Here is a 15,964-nt window from a genome sequence, read left to right as displayed (position 1 = left end):
GTTATGGCTTTTTTTGATACTTTTTCAGTTGCTCTCAAACAGAAGTGGTTGGACTACTACCAGGTAAATCGGGCTTGGCTGCTCCTGCACATGACGGCTGACAACACGGTCGCCACACCCGACGGCGGGAAAAGGCCTGTTTCTTACCTCATCCTGGGAATTGCGGCTGCCCTGGAGCCGGAACTCCAGCAATTAATGCTGCCCTTCTCAAAACTCAAGCCGGATGCAGACAGCCTGATCGAAGTGTTGGGACTAAATTTTGACCCGGACATCGCGCTGGGTATGCCCTCAAATATCGTGCCGCAGACGGCCGGCAAATCTCCAACACCCGCAGCAGCTCAAACTGCAACTACTGCACCCGCAGCAGCTCAAACTGCAACTACTGCACCCGCAGTCCCTCAAACTGCCACTGCTGCACCCGCAGCAGCTCAAACTGGCACTGCTGCACCCGCCGCAGCCAAATCTAATAAATTGGGCGGTGCTGCCTTGGCAGCAGCCGGAGTAGTCGCCGGAGTCGCCGGAGCAGCCGGTCTGGCAGCAGCAGCGTCAGCACTGAGCTCAGAGGAGGAATCCTTCGATGAGTTTGAGGAAGAAGCGGTCTCCGACTTCGACATGGGCGATGACGAGGAAGAAGCGGTCTCCGACTTCGATATGGACGATGACGAGGAAGAAGCGGTCTCAGACTTCGACATGGACGATGACGAGGAAGAAGCGGTCTCAGACTTCGACATGGACGATGACGAGGAAGAAGCGGTCTCCGACTTCGACATGGGCGATGACGAGGAAGAAGCCTCGGCTTTGGACGGTCTCGGTCTCGAAGACGACGAGGAAGACGCCGTATCTGACTTTGATATGGGCGACGATGAGGAAGACGCCGTATCTGACTTTGATATGGGCGACGATGAGGAAGAAGAAGCCTTGGCTTTGGGCGGTCTCGACCTCGGCGATGACGAGGAAGAAGAAGCCTCGGCTTTGGGCGGTCTCGGCCTCGGCGATGACGAGGAAGAAGAAGCCTCGGCTTTGGACGGTCTCGACCTCGACGATGACGAAGAAGAAGCCTCACAATTTGGGACTTTGACCTCTGGAGATCTCGAAGCGGGGATTTCCGATCCGTTTGGGGAAGAAGATGCAGAGTTTGTCGCCGAAGAAATACCCGATCCGTTTGGGGCACCGACCTCAGATGACCTAGACATGGATCTGGGGGACTTGGACGATGACGGTATTGACGATTTCTCTGTATCTGATGACGATGACCTCGACGATCTCGGACTTGACGATCTGGGGGAAGCAACTACCGGAGATCCTGACGAAGATGATTTAGATGCTCTAGGTCTCGGCGATTTGGATTCCGACGATGAGGATGAAGAAATTTCCGGCTTTTTATCTGATTTTAAGTGAGGTTGTTGCGATCGCCCCAGTCTCTCCTAGTCTTGAAGTTTCCCGCTCTATTTGTGAGTTGTGAGTTGCGAGTTGTTAATTTTTAATTAGCTCCAACTCACAACTGCCAAAAGGCTTTTTGCCTTAGCGAGTTGAAGAAAACTAAATCCCTGCTGTGAGGGATTGTATGCCCTCGCGCAGAATTTTTTAGCTCAAATGTAGGATGCTGCGGCTGCGGAAATATTGAGTTTGTTGCATCTATTTTTCAGAGGAATTAGCCCAAAATCAGGTATTTATATTATTGTTGGCTGCGAAAGCGCGATCGCGCAAAACAGGTGTTTTATCGCCACTGCGCCTGTTCGTGAACGAGAGGAAAAACAACCTATTCCTCTCCTGGGCGATCGCACCGAGACGATCGCAAAATCCAGGTGTTTCCTCGCTCCGCCGCAAGTCCTGTTCGAGAAGAAAAACAATTTAAAGGGAGAAGATTTGAGATATGACTGCTATTACTACTAATGAACCGGAAGCTTTAAACTTTGAATGCGAAACAGGAAATTATCACACATTTTGTCCGATTAGCTGCGTAGCTTGGCTTTATCAAAAAATTGAAGATAGCTTTTTCTTGGTCATCGGTACCAAGACTTGCGGCTATTTCTTGCAAAACGCAATGGGCGTGATGATTTTTGCTGAGCCTCGCTATGCGATGGCTGAGTTGGAAGAAGGCGATATTTCCGCTCAGTTAAACGATTATGATGAGTTGAAGCGGCTGTGTTTGCAAATTAAGCGCGATCGTAACCCCAGTGTAATTGTCTGGATCGGCACTTGCACCACCGAAATCATCAAAATGGATTTGGAAGGGTTAGCGCCGAAACTCGAAGCAGAAATTGGCATTCCCATCGTCACAGCCCGCGCTAACGGCTTGGATTACGCTTTTACTCAAGGGGAAGATACCGTTTTAGCAGCGATGGCTGCTAAATGCCCTGACAAAGCTCCTGTTGTAGAAGCTCAGAAGCAAGAAAGAAATGCTATCTCTCAACTGCTGAATTTCGGTAAGAAAAAAGAGGAAGTTGCAGCAGATGAATCGGAATATGTCAAGCACACACCGCTGGTACTTTTCGGTTCTTTGCCCGATCCGGTTGTTACTCAGCTAACCTTAGAATTGAAGAAGCAAGGAATCAAAGTTTCCGGTTGGCTTCCTTCCAAACGCTACACTGAATTGCCAGTCTTGGAAGAAGGCTATTATGTATCGGGCATGAATCCCTTCTTGTCGCGTACTGCTTCTACGTTGATGCGCCGCCGCAAGTGTAAGCTAATTGGTGCGCCATTCCCGATCGGCCCTGACGGAACTCGCGCTTGGATTGAAAAGATTTGCTCAGTGTTGGGAATTGAACCAAAAGGTTTGGACGAACGGGAAGCGCAAATTTGGGCAGGTTTGGAAGATTACCTACAAATAATTCGCGGCAAATCTGTCTTCTTTATGGGCGACAATTTGCTAGAGATTTCTTTAGCACGTTTCTTGATTCGCTGCGGCATGAATTGCCCGGAAATCGGCATTCCTTACATGGACAAGCGCTATCAGGCGGCCGAGTTGGCGTTGTTAGAAAAGACTTGTCACGAGATGGGAGTTCCTACTCCTCGGATTGTGGAAAAACCAGACAATTACAATCAGTTGCAGCGGATTTACGAGCAGAATATTGATTTGGTGATTACTGGTATGGCTCACGCTAATCCTTTGGAAGCGCGGGGAATTAATACTAAGTGGTCTGTTGAGTTTACTTTTGCTCAGATTCACGGTTTTGGTAATGCGCGGGATATTCTGGAGTTGGTGACTCGTCCGTTGCGCCGGAATAATTCGCTGAAGGATTTGGGTTGGGGTAATTTGGTGAAGAATGAAGCGAAGGTTTAATTTTTGAATTTCACCGGACTCCTAGCAAGGGTGGGCAATGCCCGCCCTTGTTTATTAGAATAGTACAAGCATCTGTAAAACTTCATGGGCAAGTTAGGAAAACTGGTAGAACAATTTTTAGCAAATCCACCAGAAGTGCGCTTTGACGATGTGTGCTATATTCTAACAGCTTTTGGATTTGAAGAAAAGCGATCGAAAGGAAGTCACCATACTTTTGTCAATGCTGATGGATTAAATATTACAGTTCCTAAAAAAGGCGGTCAAAAGGTAAAAGGAATATATGTAAAGCAAATTGTTGCGCTATTGAAACTGGAGGAATGGAGCAATGAATCAGAAGATAGAAGTGAAGAATAAATCTTTAGAATATTACTTGAGCCTGAGATATGCTATAAGTTTTTACCCAGATCCAGAAGGAGGCTATACAGTCCTCATCAAAGACCTTCCAGGTTGTATGTCTGTAGGAGAAACTTTGTCAGAAGCACTGGAGAACATTGAGGAAGCTAGGGAATTGTGGATAGAGACTGCTTATGAGTGCGGACATGAGATTCCTTTACCTGCAACGGAGGTTGAGTATAGCGGAAGTCTCTCTTTACAGATTCCTAAATCTCTACATTTGAGTTTAGCAGAAAAAGCGGAAAGGGAAGGGGTTAGTCTTGACCAGTACATTCTGGTTGTGTTAAGTAAAGCAGGTTAAAAGTCAACCCTCAAAGTCAATCAATTTTAGATTTTAGATTTTAGATTTTAGACCTGAAGTCAAAAAGAATGAAAATTTAACATAAGTAAAAAATTTTTGAGAGACTATGAAACTTTATTACATTCCTACAACAAGAGCAGTGCGACCTCGGTGGTGTTTGGAAGAGATGGGGATTGTTTATGAATTGGTAAAACCAACGATGGCTGTGATGAAAGAACCAGAATACCGAAAACTGCACCCTCATGGGAAAGTACCTGTCTTAATCGATGGAGATGTTACCATCTTCGAGTCGGCTGCTATTTGTGCTTACCTCGCTGACCGATATCCAGAAAAAGAATTAGCGCCAGCACTCTCGACACCAGCGCGAGGCTATTACTACCAGTGGCTCTTTTATGCAGTTGCAACCCTCGAACCCCCCGTTGAAAAATTCATGTTTAATGTTTTGCCTCACTTGCCAGAGAAATTGCTGCCCAAGAAAGTAGCCCAAGAATGCTCAGCGCCGGAAGCACAAGAATGGTTTGACCGCGTTTCACAACCACTCACAGAGGCAGTAAAAAATCAAGATTACCTCGTCGAAAACCAATTTACTATAGCTGATATTGTTGCAGGCGGAGTTCTCGTCTGGGCTTTAAAATTGGGAATGCTGAAAAATCAGCCAATTTTAACTGTTTACACTGAAAGATTGATGGCTCGGCCTGCTTTCCAGCAAGCTGACGAAGACTTTTATGCCAAGGTCGATTCTTGATGCCAGCCACACTATCATATTGACACAACTGCCAACTCAAACCACCCCCACAAAAATAAAAAATGGGCGATTCCCTACTATTCACGAAAGAGATAGCTTCGTGCGGACTTTTCCCCAACCCCTCCCGAATCCCAGGCCACACGCCCGTAACACGATCGCAGGTACGATCGCCTATAATCGAAACTAGCCCCACTCTCATCTGTTGAGAAACCGCCATGAGTCAAGACAAGGAAGAAATTAGCTATTCAGAGAAAACAGAACGTCTCAGAGTTATCGGTCAGTTTATCAAAACAGTGACACCGATGATTTGGACGATCGTAATTTTAGTAGTCATCATTCCCCTATTCGGTAACTTTCTAATTTCCCAGTCACTAACAAATACCGGAACCACAGCAGTTGTAGTCTCGCCGCCACACGATTTTAGCAAAGTCAACCAAGACATTAAAAACGCCATCCAAAAATCCCATACAACAGCAGAAACTTTCGCCTCAAAAGAGTTGGATAAATGGGAAAGCGAAGTAATTGCACGAGTAGACAATAGTTTCCTCGATTGGTACTTTGATTACTTCACTCAAAAAAAGATGGAGTTTACCGTACCTTTTAATTTCGTGAAATCTGCCGTCCTCAACAGATTTGATATGACAGCAGCTTCTCAAGCTGTTTCCGAAAAATTAACCGAAGACTTTCAAAGAGAATTTGCTAACCGCGTGCTGGTACCCAAAAACGCTCAACTGCGATTTCAATTAATCACTCAAGATACTGCTAATTTGTACATATCAGAAGTTAGCAAGAATGTGAAAGTAGTTCAAAACAATTATAATATACCGCAAGTACAGTGGGACAAATATCTGAACGATATTGCCACCACAATTAGCGACAAAGGAAATGTCTCTAATTTATCATTAAAAGTATTAGTTGGCGGCAGCGGCTACTTAGTTGCTAAACCCTTAATTTTGGGAGTAGCAACTAAAGTTGGCAGCAAAGTTACGGCAAAAGTCGCCAGCAAAGCCGCCGCCAAGGTAGCCACAAAAACAGGCGGTACAGTTGCTAGTCAGTTGGGAGTAAGTTTAATCGATCCGATTGTTGGCATCGGAATTATCATTTGGGATTTGTGGGATTATAATCACACAGTCAAAGTAGAAAGACCGATTTTGCGGGAACACATTGTAGAATACTTGAAAGATGTCAAAAAGTCCCTGCTTACAAATCCTGAAAGTGGAATCATGGCAGCAATTTATCAGTTGGAAAGCGGCATTTTGAAGTCACTTTAATCTATTCAATCGGCACCGAGTTTTTGGGAGTTGCTATGAAATAATCGCCAAGATTTTGGGATGACAAAAACCAATTGTTAGGGCTGACTAAATGCTCTAAAAAAGGTTCCAAGTTTTGCTGGCTGTAGTCGCCGGAAAAGTGTCGTCGCAGCGGCGGTATTTCCGGGCGATTCGGAAGGTAAACTATATGGTGAAAGCCGAAAAATGTAATTTCTACTGTGATGATTTCTAAGATTACTTGATAAGTGATGCAAGTTAGGACTAATGCTAGTAAAAAGCTAATAATGCGTTTTTTTATCAGCATAATACCCGGTTGAAAATACTCCGGCAATTTGTTAACTAAATAATTTACATTGACAATTACAACCTCATCAGGTAAAAGGTTCGGGTGGGACTAAGAGGGTTTTTCTGGCTTCGCTGCTGGGAGAATCTAGATTGTCGATCGCCCGCGTTTTCCGTAAAGATAAGCTGGCTCAACTCCAGCATGATACAATTTGTCTCGATCGCACTTATCCCCCAACCCCGGTTCACAGGACAGAAGTCAGGGTAGATGAGTGGCGATCCTCCGCTTGCTCAAAAATCATCATTTGAGATAAATTAGCCAGTATGGGCGATCGACAGCCGGAATTTCGAGAGTACCCTCCAACCCCGAAACTGGCCCCTATTCCAAGGTTCCAAAAAGTCCCACTTTGTCTTTGCACTTTCAAGGCGAAGTTGAAGTCAATTTTCTGATCTGCAGTTAACAATACCTCTCCCCGCCAGAAATTTTCTCTGTAAAATTTTTTCTATAGTTTTTTTACTTGTGATTTACCTCCCGAGGTGGTAGCATATTTGACCGAAAGCGCGATCGAACAGCCATGATGAAGATAGCGGTAATTCTGCCTGTTTACAACGAAGCAAAGTGCATTGAGCAAACCTTTGATAGAATTTTAGAATTTTCTCAAAAAAATCATGCTTACAATTTTATTATTGTTAATGACGGCTCGACCGACAATACACTGCAAATTATTGAAAACCAACTCAAAACTTTCCCCACACATCACATCAAACTAATTTCTTACAGCAATCGTCAAGGCAAAGGATATGCCGTCAAAAAAGGCAGCCAATGTGTAGACGCGGACTGCATTTGCTTCATGGATGGCGACTTAGCTTACTCCCTCGAACACCTCGAACTCTTAGTCAAAAAATTAAAAGAATTTGATATCGTAATTGGTTGCCGAAACCTCGACGGAGAAAACTTCCGAAATCTTACCTTGCTCAGAAAAATATCAGGCAAAATATTTAACTTAATTTCGGGAAAAATTCTGAATTTACCATATAGAGATATGCAAGCCGGACTCAAAGGATTTAACAAAATACCAGCCCAAGAAATATTTAAAACACAAACACTTACTGGCTTTTCGTTTGACGCAGAACTGCTTTTTTTAGCAAAAAAAAAAGGATATACAATTGGTGAAATTCCCGCAAAAGTTTCCCAGCACCACCTCTACAAAAATTCTCAAGTCAATATATTCAAAGATTCCCTAAAAATGCTGCTCTGCTTATTTAAAATTAGAGCCAACGACCGCGCAGGCTACTATGAATAAATCAATCTTGTTGAGCTTTGACATAGAAGAATTTGACATCCCCGAAGAATACGGTCAACTCCTGGAATCCGACATCAAATTTGAAATTTCTAATCGAGGATTGTCAAAGATTATTGCACTTCTAGAAAAATTAGATATTACAGCCACATTTTTTGTTACAGCTAACTTTGCACTCCACAACCCAGATACAATCAGAGAAATTTCCAAACACCATGAAATCGCCTCCCACGGCTTTTACCACTCTCAATTTTGCCTAGAAGATTTACAAAAATCTAAACAAACCTTAGAACAAATAACTAATACTCAAATCACTGGATTCAGGATGGCAAGACTTCAGCCAGTTGACGACGCAGAAATAGAAAAAGCAGGCTACGAATACAACTCATCAATGAATCCAACTTACATTCCCGGCAGATACAACAACCTATCTAAACCGAGAACTGCATATTATACGAATAAACTGCTCAACCTTCCCATGTCAGTCACTCCTCTGATCAGATTTCCTTTATTTTGGTTGAGCTTTAAAAACTTTCCCCTCTCAATGATAGAATTAGCAACCCAACTAACCCTAGAAACAGACTCTTATCTAAACATCTACTTTCACCCCTGGGAATTCACAGATATTTCGCAGTTTAAATTACCCGGTTACGTCAAAAAAGACTCAGGCAGCAAAATGGTTGACAAACTAGAAAAATACATCACCAAGCTGAAAACCCAAGGCAAGTTTATTTCTATTTCAGAATTTAAGCACAACTTCAGTCAACATTAGAGCAAATATCGGGTTCAGCAAAAACTATGAAATTTAAACCTCTTTACTACTGGAACAATCAAACAGGATTGCGTCAAGTTACCATCCTAGCCACCATCTTTTTTATATTAGTTTTAAGTTTTAGTATAATCCGCTACGAAAGCTTCTTAGCTAACTACGATCACGGTCTATTTAACCAAGTATTTTGGAATAGCATACACGGCAGATTTTTTCAAGGTTCACTTTCCTCAGCGGCCTCCAGCGCCTCGCTGATGGACAGACAACTTTCCTACCCATTTTATATCCATTTAGGGCAACACTTCGTCATCGATTTTCTGATTTGGATGCCGATTTATGCCTTGTTTCCATCCCCCATTACCCTGATAGTTTTGCAAGTAGCTTTAATTGCAGCAGCCGGAATAGTGCTGTATTTCTTAGCAAGACACTATCTATCTGTTACCCTGTCAGTAATGATAGTAGCCAGCTATTACGGAGCAAATGGTGTCATCGGCCCGACGCTGGGAGATTTTTACGAACACTGCCAAATTCCTCTATTTATATTTAGCTTGCTCCTAGCATTAGAAAAGCAGCGCTGGCCGCTATTTTGGCTGTTCGCAGTTTTAACATTAGGCACTCGCGAAGATACTGGAATTAGCTTGTTTGGCATCGGAGCGTATTTAATTGTCAGTCGCCGCTACCCCCGCGTCGGTATAGCTTTGTGCGCTCTCAGCTTTAGCTACGTGGTGTTCATAACTAATATAATTATGCCGATGTTTTCGGTTGACAATTCCCGTTTGTATTTAGCTAATTACTTTAGAAAATTTGTCAAAACAGAGAACCCGTCAACACTAGAACTGCTTTGGGCGATTATTAGTCAACCTCATCTCGTAATTGAAGTATTTTTTAAAGAGGCAAGTAGGCGAATTTTATATCTTTTAGGTCATTGGTTGCCGCTAGCATTTGTACCTGTAATCACTCCAAGCGCCTGGTTGATGACTGTTTTTCCTTTACTGGTTCTGTTGTTGCAAGTTGTTAATCAGTCCGCTACTTCTATCAACACCCGCTACACATTTGCTGTAATTCCGGGGTTATTTTACGGTACAATCCTGTGGTGGTCGCAACATCAAGATAAATTCCAACCCAGGTTCCACCGCTTCTGGATTGGGTGTATCGGTCTGTCAATACTGCTTACCTACACTTCCAATCCGAATCGAGCTTTGTATTTCATCTCTCCTTATTCTTTTCAACCTTGGGTTTATCAATCTTTGCCGGCTCAAATCGGACACGCAGCTAATGTCAAAAAAGTCTTAAGTTTGATTCCCCAAGATGCTAGCGTTTCTACTAGCGGTTATCTAGTTTCCCATCTTTCAGGCCGCCGGAACATCATCCGTTTAGAAGTGATGCAGATGAAAGACGAAGAGGGAAAAGTAGTGGATGTCGATTATGCCGTGTTAGATTTGTGGCAGTTGCAGCAAAATAATTTAAAAGTGCCGCTCGATAGGGGTAGAATTCGGGGGGGAGTGCGTTTTACCGATGAAGCTCTACGGCGAGGTTTGTACGGAATTGCTGAAGTATTGGACGGAGTTGTTTTAGTTCAAAAAGGCATAACTTCTAAGGCGGAAGTTTTGTCGGCTTGGTCGAAATTGCGACAAGAAATCGAACCATTGATGAAATAGTCGAAAGTCTATGATCGAGTCGGCAGTTGCGATCGCCCCCAGAGACTAAAATCAAGTAAAATTGCAAGTATTGGTCGATCGACCCCTGTTACTCGACTAGATTTTGATTAAAGGTTTGCTATACTCCAGAAATATACACATATTAACCTTTGCAAAATCAATAGGCCGGAGCTATGACATCCTATGCAACCTCTACAGCAAGAGCCGAGATGAGTGAGATCCGGCGCTTGAAAAACATACTGCCCCCAGAACTCCAAAGTTGGGTAACAGTAGAAAAAACAATAGAAGTTAATCCTACCCTGATCCGCAGCGAAGAAATAGGCAAAGACCAGGTAGAAATCCAAATAGACCTGATCCGCTGGGAACAGCTAGCAATGGATCAGCGCAACCTCCTATTTTGGCACGAAGTCGCCAGAATCCAAAACGACACCATCCCCAGAGACGGTTGGGAAATGGCAGCCCTCGCCATTGGTTTAGGCGGCGCTGTCGGCGAACTTTGGGTGCAAGACGGCTTGCTGCTGTTACTGGCCCTATCCCTGTGCGGCGTCTCCGGCTGGAGACTTTACCAAAAAAACAACGGAGAAAAAAGTTTAAAAGAAGCAATAGACGCCGACGAAAAAGCCCTCGCCCTAGCCACCCGCTTCGGCTACACTCTCCCAAACGCCTACAAAAGCCTTGGCAGCGCCTTAAAAACCTTAATCGAGCAAACCTCCAAAAAACAGCAGCGGGCTAAATACGAAGCTCGTCTCCAGGCCCTCAAACGCAACGCAGCCAAAGCCAAAGCCAAAGTCAAACCCATCACCCGCGAAACCTCCCAGTCAGAAAACGTCTACAATTCTTAACCTCATCCCCCGAAGCTTGTTACGGGGGTTTTCCAGTTAACCGTTAACTGTTGACTTCTGTGTTAGCTGTTAACTGTTAACTGCGATGGCTATCCGGTGCAAGACAGGCACCAAAATGATTAACGACAAGATTAAGGGGCCTGAATCCACAAAAATCTTGATTCCGATATCAAAGTTTGGCAGCGACTGCGTTCAAAAATCTTTGGGCCAAAACTGGCACTGGTAGACTTAAGTCTATTTTTGCCTTTGATATCATTCTCGGCGGGCGAGTTTGCAGGTGTTTTTGTAAAGTTTGTATAAAGCTAGCCTTTTGTTAACCATAATATTTGGTAAAGGTGGAGCTGCTAGGACAGAATAGGCTAAAGACATCAGCTTGAAATTTGAAACCAGGACTTCATGGTCAGTCAAACCCCAGAGGCAGATTTTCGGGTAACGTACTCGGACGAGATTCCCTCAGTTCACATACCCGTGCGCTTGAGCGTACTTGAAGCCGTAAACTTCAAGACAACCTGCCAGCAACTTTTTTCGGGCAGCACCGTTCCCAGCAAGATTGTCCTAGACTTCAGTCAGACGACATTCATCGACAGTAGTGGGATAGGTGCTTTAGTCAGCAATCTGAAATTTGCCAAACAGCGGGATAGCGACTTGGTGCTCCGAAGCCTCAAGCCGCAGGTGATGGCAGTATTTGCTCTCACTAGCCTAGATCAAGTGCTGACGATCGAGCAGCCCTCTGCAACCTCAACTCCCACTGAGACCAACCCCTCGGACAATCAGCTACCGATGACCCACCCCTCAGTGCAATCGTGGGTGAAGCGGCTGATAGATATCGTTGGGGCAATCGTCGGTTTGATGATTACAGGAATTTTGTTCGTACCCATAGCTGCAGCCATCACTATCAACGATCCAGGCCCGATATTTTTCGGTCAAACCCGCTGTGGCTGGATGGGCAGACAATTTCGGATTTGGAAATTTCGATCGATGTGTACCAACGCCGAAGCCATGAAAGCCCAAATCAAAAACCAGGCTTCTGGCGCATTTTTCAAAAATGACAACGACCCGCGGATTACCAAAGTCGGGCGCATCTTACGCAAAACCAGCCTCGATGAACTGCCGCAGTTTTGGAACGTGCTCAAAGGCGAAATGAGTCTAGTCGGCACTAGACCGCCTACTCCAGACGAAGTTGAGCGCTACGAAGTCCCTCAGTGGCAGCGTTTGGATGTCAAACCCGGGATGACAGGGGAATGGCAAGTCAACGGTCGCTCTCAAGTCCGCGATTTTGAAGATGTCATCCGTTTAGATCTAAAATACCAACAAAACTGGAGCCTGGTGTATGACCTCAAACTAATTGTTAAAACCATAACAGTCCTGTTTAACAAAAATAGTGGCGCTGTGTAGGAACCCTCAACAACCCACCGCTGAACTTTGAGGTGTTGTTGCCAACGGGGGGCGGGAACTCGAACTCGATACTTAGTCAAGCAGACGATCGCTAGCGATACCTACGTTAGCATTAAGTGTTAAAATTCACACGCCCAGAAAATGCACAGCTAGTTGCCAGCTCTGGAATCAGAGCATTAATAATTAGCAATTAGCCAGTTCGAGGTCATACTCGAATGATCCCAGCATGATTTTCGAGGACGAGAAGAACTAACCTGTGTTTAGAAAAGTAGCGACTGCTAACACGGTCGAAGCTTAAATCACTTCCTCGCAAGCTGACTCGGGAATTTTCCCTCTTTAAACGCCCTACCGAGGCGGATTACAGTATCGGAAGTCTCTCATTTGCTGTGCGAGTAAATGGTGCGAAAGGAATGCTCACCTTGAGGCAAAACGGGCTTCTTCAACTCAAGCTTGACTTAACTAATATGTTGCCAAGACCTTGCCCTCCTTTTTCTCTCCCTCCGCCGCTGAGTACAGCGGTGGTGGGGGCCGACCAGGGGGAAGAAAGATGAAAGACAAGCAACCAAAGGCCGAGTGGCACCTGCAGGTTGAAACAGACCTGAATGCTTTAACATCCGTTTTGGAGTGGTTGGAGAATATCGTTTTGCCCATGATACCAGCGGATTTCTGGTGGCAGTGCCGGCTGATAATCAACGAAGGCTTTACAAACGCTGTCCGCCACGCTCACCTGAACTTGCCCCCCACAACGCCCATAGACATTGAGGTAAAAGTGTTTGCCGATTACTTAGAAATTAGGATTTGGGACAGGGGTCAACCCTTCAACTTAGAAGCAAAGCTGCACTCGATCATGCAAGAGCAGCGCGATCCTTTGGACAGAGAGGGAGAAAGGGGACTGGTGTTCATGTACAAGCTCACAGACGACCTTCGGTATATCCGTACCGACGATCGCCGCAACTGCCTGGTAATGCGAAAAAACATTAGCTGAGGGCGCGATACCCGCCCGGTAAGGGCGGCTTCTTTCCCAAGCAGTGGAAGATCGCCTCGCCCCCTATTGTCCTACCCGGAACCCAAGCACATCCTCTGCAATTCTGCGGGTGCAGGCTCGATGCACGCGGCTGCAGGACAATTTGCTTCAAAATAAATATTATGCGTATTCTAATTTATTCCTATAACTATTATCCAGAGCCGATCGGCATTGCCCCCCTGATGACAGAACTAGCGCAAGGCCTAGTCAAGCGCGGCCACCAAGTCCGAGTCGTCACAGGAATGCCCAACTATCCCCAGCGCCGGATTTATCCGCAATATGAGGGCAAATTTTACCTCACCGAAGAACACAACGGCGTCACAATTCAGCGCAGCTATCTGCGCGTCAACGGCCCCCACCCCAGCCTCCTAGACCGACTTGTCCTAGACGGCAGTTTTGTCGTCTCCAGCGCCGTCCAAGCCTTCAGAGGCTGGCGTCCCGACGTGATTTTCTCGACAATGCCCCCTTTACCGATTTGCGTCCCAGTCGCCTTTTACGGCTGGATTCGCGCTTGCCCGATCGTCCTCAACGTTCAGGATATCGTCTCAGAAGCAGCCGTGCGCGTCGGCTTGGTCAAAAAAAACGGACTGCTAGTTCGCATTGCTGACGCTTTGGAAAAATTGGCCTACAGCACAGCCAGCCAAGTCAGCGTCATCGACAGCGGTTTTGTCAAAAAATTGCATTCTCAGGGAGTACCCCCGGAAAAAATAGTTTGCGTTCCCAATTGGGTTGATGTCAATTTCATTCGGCCCTTACCCAAGGAAAGTAACTCATTTCGAGAAACTCACAAACTCAAGGGCAAATTTGTCGTTCTGTATGCTGGCAATATTGCCCTAACTCAAGGCTTGCAAACAGTTGTCCAAGCAGCGGCTCGTTTGAAACACATAACCGAAATTGCTTTTGTAATTGTGGGGGAATCAACAGCCTTGGCGCGCTTGCAACAAGATTGCGAAACTTACAAAGCTAATAATGTAATGCTGCTACCATTTGAACCGCGAGAAAAATTGCCCGAATTGTTAGCTGCTGCTGATGTTAGTTTAGTCGTACAAAAGCGCCGCGTTACTAACTTCAATATGCCTTCAAAAATTCAAGTAATTCTCGCCAGCGGCAGGGCAATTTTGGCGTCGGTTCCCGAAACTGGTACGGCCCAGAAAGCTGTGCAGCAAAGTGGTGGCGGGGTGGTGGTAGCGCCGGAAGATCCGGAGGCTTTGGCTGAGGCTGTTGAGGATTTGTACTTGCACCCTGCTAAGGTGGATGCGTTGGGCGAGCAAGGCAGAAGTTATGCTGTAGAGAATTACGGATTTGAGGAAGCTTTGAATCATTATGAAGCTTTATTTGCGGCGGTTGCAGCGAGTCATGGTGATAAGCTGTTGCAGCCTTTGCCGAAATAATAAGCTCATTAGGTTAGTGAGTACCGACCGTTATTTGTTTCTTGGTGAAACCGAATCTTAAGAGTTATAATGTATTTACTGTATTTAAAGAGCGAGTAATATTTAACTGTTTTTACAATGCCTGCCAAAGACATCTATCACAATGCAGTTAAAAATGCCCTGCTAAAAGATGGTTGGAGAATTACGGCTGACCCGTACTTCATCAAATATGAGGATGCCGAGTTGTATGCCGATATAGCAGCAGAAAAGCCGATCGCCGCAGAACGCCAAGGACAAAAAATAGTTGTTGAAATTAAAAGCTTTATTGGGCGATCGCTAATGTATGATTTTCACGGCGCACTCGGTCAATACATTGTCTACCGAAATCTGATTCAACTCACAGCTCCAGAATACAGGCTCTATTTGGCAATTGATGATATCGTATACCAAGATTTTTTTAAACGCAAGTCTATCCAAGTAATTACTAATGAAAATCAGGTTTTGTTAATGGTAGTTGAAATGGCAAAGGAGGAAATTCTGCAATGGATAAATTAGAATACTATCGCAATACAATTAAACAAATATTGACTGGATATTATGAAATGACCGTCAAAGGGGCGATCGCACTAGATGAATTAGAGCCAGAGCATCGTCTAGCATTTGACGAAGAACGAGATCACTATCTATGGTTTCATTCGGGCTGGGATGGCAAAAAACGGCTCCGCCACATTACCATGTATCTTCGGATTAAAGAGGGTAAAATTTGGGTGGAAGAAGATTGGACTGATTTGTGCGTAGTTGATGATTTACTAGCAGCAGGAATTTCTAAGGGCGATATTGTTTTGGGGTTTCATCATCCTAGCAAAAGACCTTTGACAGAATTTGCCACAGTTTGATGAAAGACAAAAATTTATAGCCTCATTTCACTCCTTTGTCTGTCGCGGATTGAATAAATCAATAAAAAATATCCGATCGCGACAGTCAAAGGGCAAAATCTACAAACTAACTCTCGTTATGCTCTTTGCGCGCTTTTTTGTGGTTGATAACATAGACGCCCCAAGGGAGGCGAATTCCAGTAAGCGCCGTCAGTCCCAAGCGAGCGTGTTCGGGATTCGAGCCATCCAAATCCGTCCAACTGAGGTTAGTTTTGTGCAGGTTTGCCTCAGCTAAATTAGTACCGTTGAGATTAGCCCAACTCACATCAGCATAGCTGAGATTGGCACGGCTTAAATTGGCTCGTTCTAAATCTCCTCGACCTGGGGGGGTGACAAGATGGCTAAGAGCTAGACTGAATCTGACTTATAGCCCTCATCCCCCGTTGGTAAAAATA

Annotated in this window: 18 protein-coding genes and 1 pseudogene; 17 read left to right on the top strand and 2 right to left on the bottom strand. The window is 45.0% G+C overall.

The genetic code is table 11. The annotated features are described in order from the left end of the window. Nucleotides 1-3 precede the first annotated feature (3 nt). From QUA83_RS13790 to QUA83_RS13755, 8 genes are all read left to right on the top strand, one after another. Nucleotides 4-1,398: a DUF5331 domain-containing protein gene (locus QUA83_RS13790; RefSeq protein WP_333293683.1), complete on the top strand. Its 1,395-nt coding sequence runs from the start codon at nt 4-6 to the stop codon at nt 1,396-1,398. A gap of 228 nt (nt 1,399-1,626) precedes the next feature. Beyond that, nucleotides 1,627-1,893: a hypothetical protein gene (locus QUA83_RS13785; RefSeq protein ID WP_333293682.1), complete on the top strand. Its 267-nt coding sequence runs from the start codon at nt 1,627-1,629 to the stop codon at nt 1,891-1,893. Continuing rightward, nucleotides 1,874-3,283: a ferredoxin:protochlorophyllide reductase (ATP-dependent) subunit N gene (locus QUA83_RS13780; RefSeq protein WP_333293681.1), complete on the top strand. Its 1,410-nt coding sequence runs from the start codon at nt 1,874-1,876 to the stop codon at nt 3,281-3,283. Before QUA83_RS13785 ends, QUA83_RS13780 begins: the two co-directional genes overlap by 20 nt. 84 nt (nt 3,284-3,367) lie before the next feature. Further along, a complete protein-coding gene (locus tag QUA83_RS13775; protein ID WP_333108421.1) occupies nt 3,368-3,637 on the top strand; it encodes a type II toxin-antitoxin system HicA family toxin in 270 nt (89 codons plus the stop codon). After that, nucleotides 3,609-3,977 carry a type II toxin-antitoxin system HicB family antitoxin gene (locus QUA83_RS13770; RefSeq protein ID WP_333293680.1) on the top strand — a complete coding sequence of 123 codons (369 nt, stop codon included), beginning with the start codon at nt 3,609-3,611 and terminating at the stop codon, nt 3,975-3,977. The genes QUA83_RS13775 and QUA83_RS13770 overlap by 29 nt, the downstream gene beginning before the upstream one ends. A gap of 106 nt (nt 3,978-4,083) precedes the next feature. Further along, nucleotides 4,084-4,722, top strand: a complete 639-nt coding sequence (locus QUA83_RS13765; RefSeq protein WP_333293679.1) for a glutathione S-transferase family protein — start codon at nt 4,084-4,086, stop codon at nt 4,720-4,722. Beyond that, the gene (locus tag QUA83_RS13760; protein WP_333293678.1) at nt 4,703-4,909 is read left to right on the top strand and encodes a hypothetical protein; all 207 of its coding nucleotides are present in this window, start codon (nt 4,703-4,705) and stop codon (nt 4,907-4,909) included. The genes QUA83_RS13765 and QUA83_RS13760 overlap by 20 nt, the downstream gene beginning before the upstream one ends. Nucleotides 4,910-4,937: 28 nt before the next feature. Beyond that, nucleotides 4,938-5,993, top strand: a complete 1,056-nt coding sequence (locus QUA83_RS13755; protein ID WP_333293677.1) for a hypothetical protein — start codon at nt 4,938-4,940, stop codon at nt 5,991-5,993. Between the two features lies 1 nt (nt 5,994). Here QUA83_RS13755 and QUA83_RS13750 read toward each other — a convergent pair whose 3' ends face one another. Beyond that, nucleotides 5,995-6,297 carry a hypothetical protein gene (locus QUA83_RS13750; protein WP_333293676.1) on the bottom strand — a complete coding sequence of 101 codons (303 nt, stop codon included), beginning with the start codon at nt 6,295-6,297 and terminating at the stop codon, nt 5,995-5,997. A gap of 553 nt (nt 6,298-6,850) precedes the next feature. On the opposite strand from QUA83_RS13750, the gene QUA83_RS13745 reads away from it, so the two are divergent. From QUA83_RS13745 to QUA83_RS13705, 9 genes are all read left to right on the top strand, one after another. Then, the gene (locus QUA83_RS13745) at nt 6,851-7,579 is read left to right on the top strand and encodes a glycosyltransferase (RefSeq protein ID WP_333293675.1); all 729 of its coding nucleotides are present in this window, start codon (nt 6,851-6,853) and stop codon (nt 7,577-7,579) included. After that, nucleotides 7,572-8,348 (top strand): polysaccharide deacetylase family protein, encoded by a 777-nt coding sequence (locus QUA83_RS13740; protein ID WP_333293674.1) that lies wholly within the window; start codon nt 7,572-7,574, stop codon nt 8,346-8,348. The genes QUA83_RS13745 and QUA83_RS13740 overlap by 8 nt, the downstream gene beginning before the upstream one ends. 26 nt (nt 8,349-8,374) lie before the next feature. Further along, nucleotides 8,375-10,003, top strand: a complete 1,629-nt coding sequence (locus QUA83_RS13735; protein ID WP_333293673.1) for a DUF2079 domain-containing protein — start codon at nt 8,375-8,377, stop codon at nt 10,001-10,003. 173 nt (nt 10,004-10,176) lie between these two features. Next, nucleotides 10,177-10,845 carry a DUF3318 domain-containing protein gene (locus QUA83_RS13730; protein WP_333056576.1) on the top strand — a complete coding sequence of 223 codons (669 nt, stop codon included), beginning with the start codon at nt 10,177-10,179 and terminating at the stop codon, nt 10,843-10,845. A gap of 396 nt (nt 10,846-11,241) precedes the next feature. After that, nucleotides 11,242-12,240, top strand: a complete 999-nt coding sequence (locus QUA83_RS13725) for a sugar transferase (protein WP_333293672.1) — start codon at nt 11,242-11,244, stop codon at nt 12,238-12,240. A 547-nt stretch (nt 12,241-12,787) separates the two neighbouring features. Beyond that, a complete protein-coding gene (locus tag QUA83_RS13720; protein WP_333293671.1) occupies nt 12,788-13,225 on the top strand; it encodes an ATP-binding protein in 438 nt (145 codons plus the stop codon). A 161-nt stretch (nt 13,226-13,386) separates the two neighbouring features. Then, a complete protein-coding gene (locus QUA83_RS13715; RefSeq protein ID WP_333293670.1) occupies nt 13,387-14,655 on the top strand; it encodes a WcaI family glycosyltransferase in 1,269 nt (422 codons plus the stop codon). Between the two features lie 117 nt (nt 14,656-14,772). After that, complete coding sequence (locus QUA83_RS13710; protein WP_333293669.1) at nt 14,773-15,189, top strand: XisH family protein; 417 nt, start codon at nt 14,773-14,775, stop codon at nt 15,187-15,189. Continuing rightward, the gene (locus QUA83_RS13705) at nt 15,177-15,530 is read left to right on the top strand and encodes a XisI protein (RefSeq protein ID WP_333293668.1); all 354 of its coding nucleotides are present in this window, start codon (nt 15,177-15,179) and stop codon (nt 15,528-15,530) included. The genes QUA83_RS13710 and QUA83_RS13705 overlap by 13 nt, the downstream gene beginning before the upstream one ends. Before the next feature lie 106 nt (nt 15,531-15,636). Here the strand turns inward: QUA83_RS13705 and QUA83_RS13700 are convergent. After that, nucleotides 15,637-15,873: pseudogene (locus QUA83_RS13700) on the bottom strand (pentapeptide repeat-containing protein); the annotation flags it as partial. Nucleotides 15,874-15,964: the final 91 nt, after the last annotated feature.

Source organism: Microcoleus sp. K1-B1 (assembly GCF_036704705.1).
Lineage (GTDB): Bacteria > Cyanobacteriota > Cyanobacteriia > Cyanobacteriales > Microcoleaceae > Microcoleus.
Note: the sequence above shows the minus strand (reverse complement) of the source record. Positions and strands in the feature narration are given on the sequence as shown.

Bases quoted from the DNA above. Each gene is read 5' to 3' on its own strand.
- QUA83_RS13735 (WP_333293673.1), top strand. From the start codon at position 8,375: ATGAAATTTAAACCTCTTTACTACTGGAACAATCAAACAGGATTGCGT.
- QUA83_RS13715 (WP_333293670.1), top strand. From the start codon at position 13,387: ATGCGTATTCTAATTTATTCCTATAACTATTATCCAGAGCCGATCGGC.
- QUA83_RS13705 (WP_333293668.1), top strand. From the start codon at position 15,177: ATGGATAAATTAGAATACTATCGCAATACAATTAAACAAATATTGACT.
- QUA83_RS13770 (WP_333293680.1), top strand. From the start codon at position 3,609: ATGAATCAGAAGATAGAAGTGAAGAATAAATCTTTAGAATATTACTTG.
- QUA83_RS13780 (WP_333293681.1), top strand. From the start codon at position 1,874: ATGACTGCTATTACTACTAATGAACCGGAAGCTTTAAACTTTGAATGC.
- QUA83_RS13725 (WP_333293672.1), top strand. From the start codon at position 11,242: ATGGTCAGTCAAACCCCAGAGGCAGATTTTCGGGTAACGTACTCGGAC.
- QUA83_RS13740 (WP_333293674.1), top strand. From the start codon at position 7,572: ATGAATAAATCAATCTTGTTGAGCTTTGACATAGAAGAATTTGACATC.
- QUA83_RS13775 (WP_333108421.1), top strand. From the start codon at position 3,368: ATGGGCAAGTTAGGAAAACTGGTAGAACAATTTTTAGCAAATCCACCA.
- QUA83_RS13710 (WP_333293669.1), top strand. From the start codon at position 14,773: ATGCCTGCCAAAGACATCTATCACAATGCAGTTAAAAATGCCCTGCTA.
- QUA83_RS13765 (WP_333293679.1), top strand. From the start codon at position 4,084: ATGAAACTTTATTACATTCCTACAACAAGAGCAGTGCGACCTCGGTGG.
- QUA83_RS13755 (WP_333293677.1), top strand. From the start codon at position 4,938: ATGAGTCAAGACAAGGAAGAAATTAGCTATTCAGAGAAAACAGAACGT.
- QUA83_RS13720 (WP_333293671.1), top strand. From the start codon at position 12,788: ATGAAAGACAAGCAACCAAAGGCCGAGTGGCACCTGCAGGTTGAAACA.
- QUA83_RS13745 (WP_333293675.1), top strand. From the start codon at position 6,851: ATGATGAAGATAGCGGTAATTCTGCCTGTTTACAACGAAGCAAAGTGC.
- QUA83_RS13760 (WP_333293678.1), top strand. From the start codon at position 4,703: ATGCCAAGGTCGATTCTTGATGCCAGCCACACTATCATATTGACACAA.
- QUA83_RS13790 (WP_333293683.1), top strand. From the start codon at position 4: ATGGCTTTTTTTGATACTTTTTCAGTTGCTCTCAAACAGAAGTGGTTG.
- QUA83_RS13730 (WP_333056576.1), top strand. From the start codon at position 10,177: ATGACATCCTATGCAACCTCTACAGCAAGAGCCGAGATGAGTGAGATC.
- QUA83_RS13750 (WP_333293676.1), bottom strand. From the start codon at position 6,297: ATGCTGATAAAAAAACGCATTATTAGCTTTTTACTAGCATTAGTCCTA.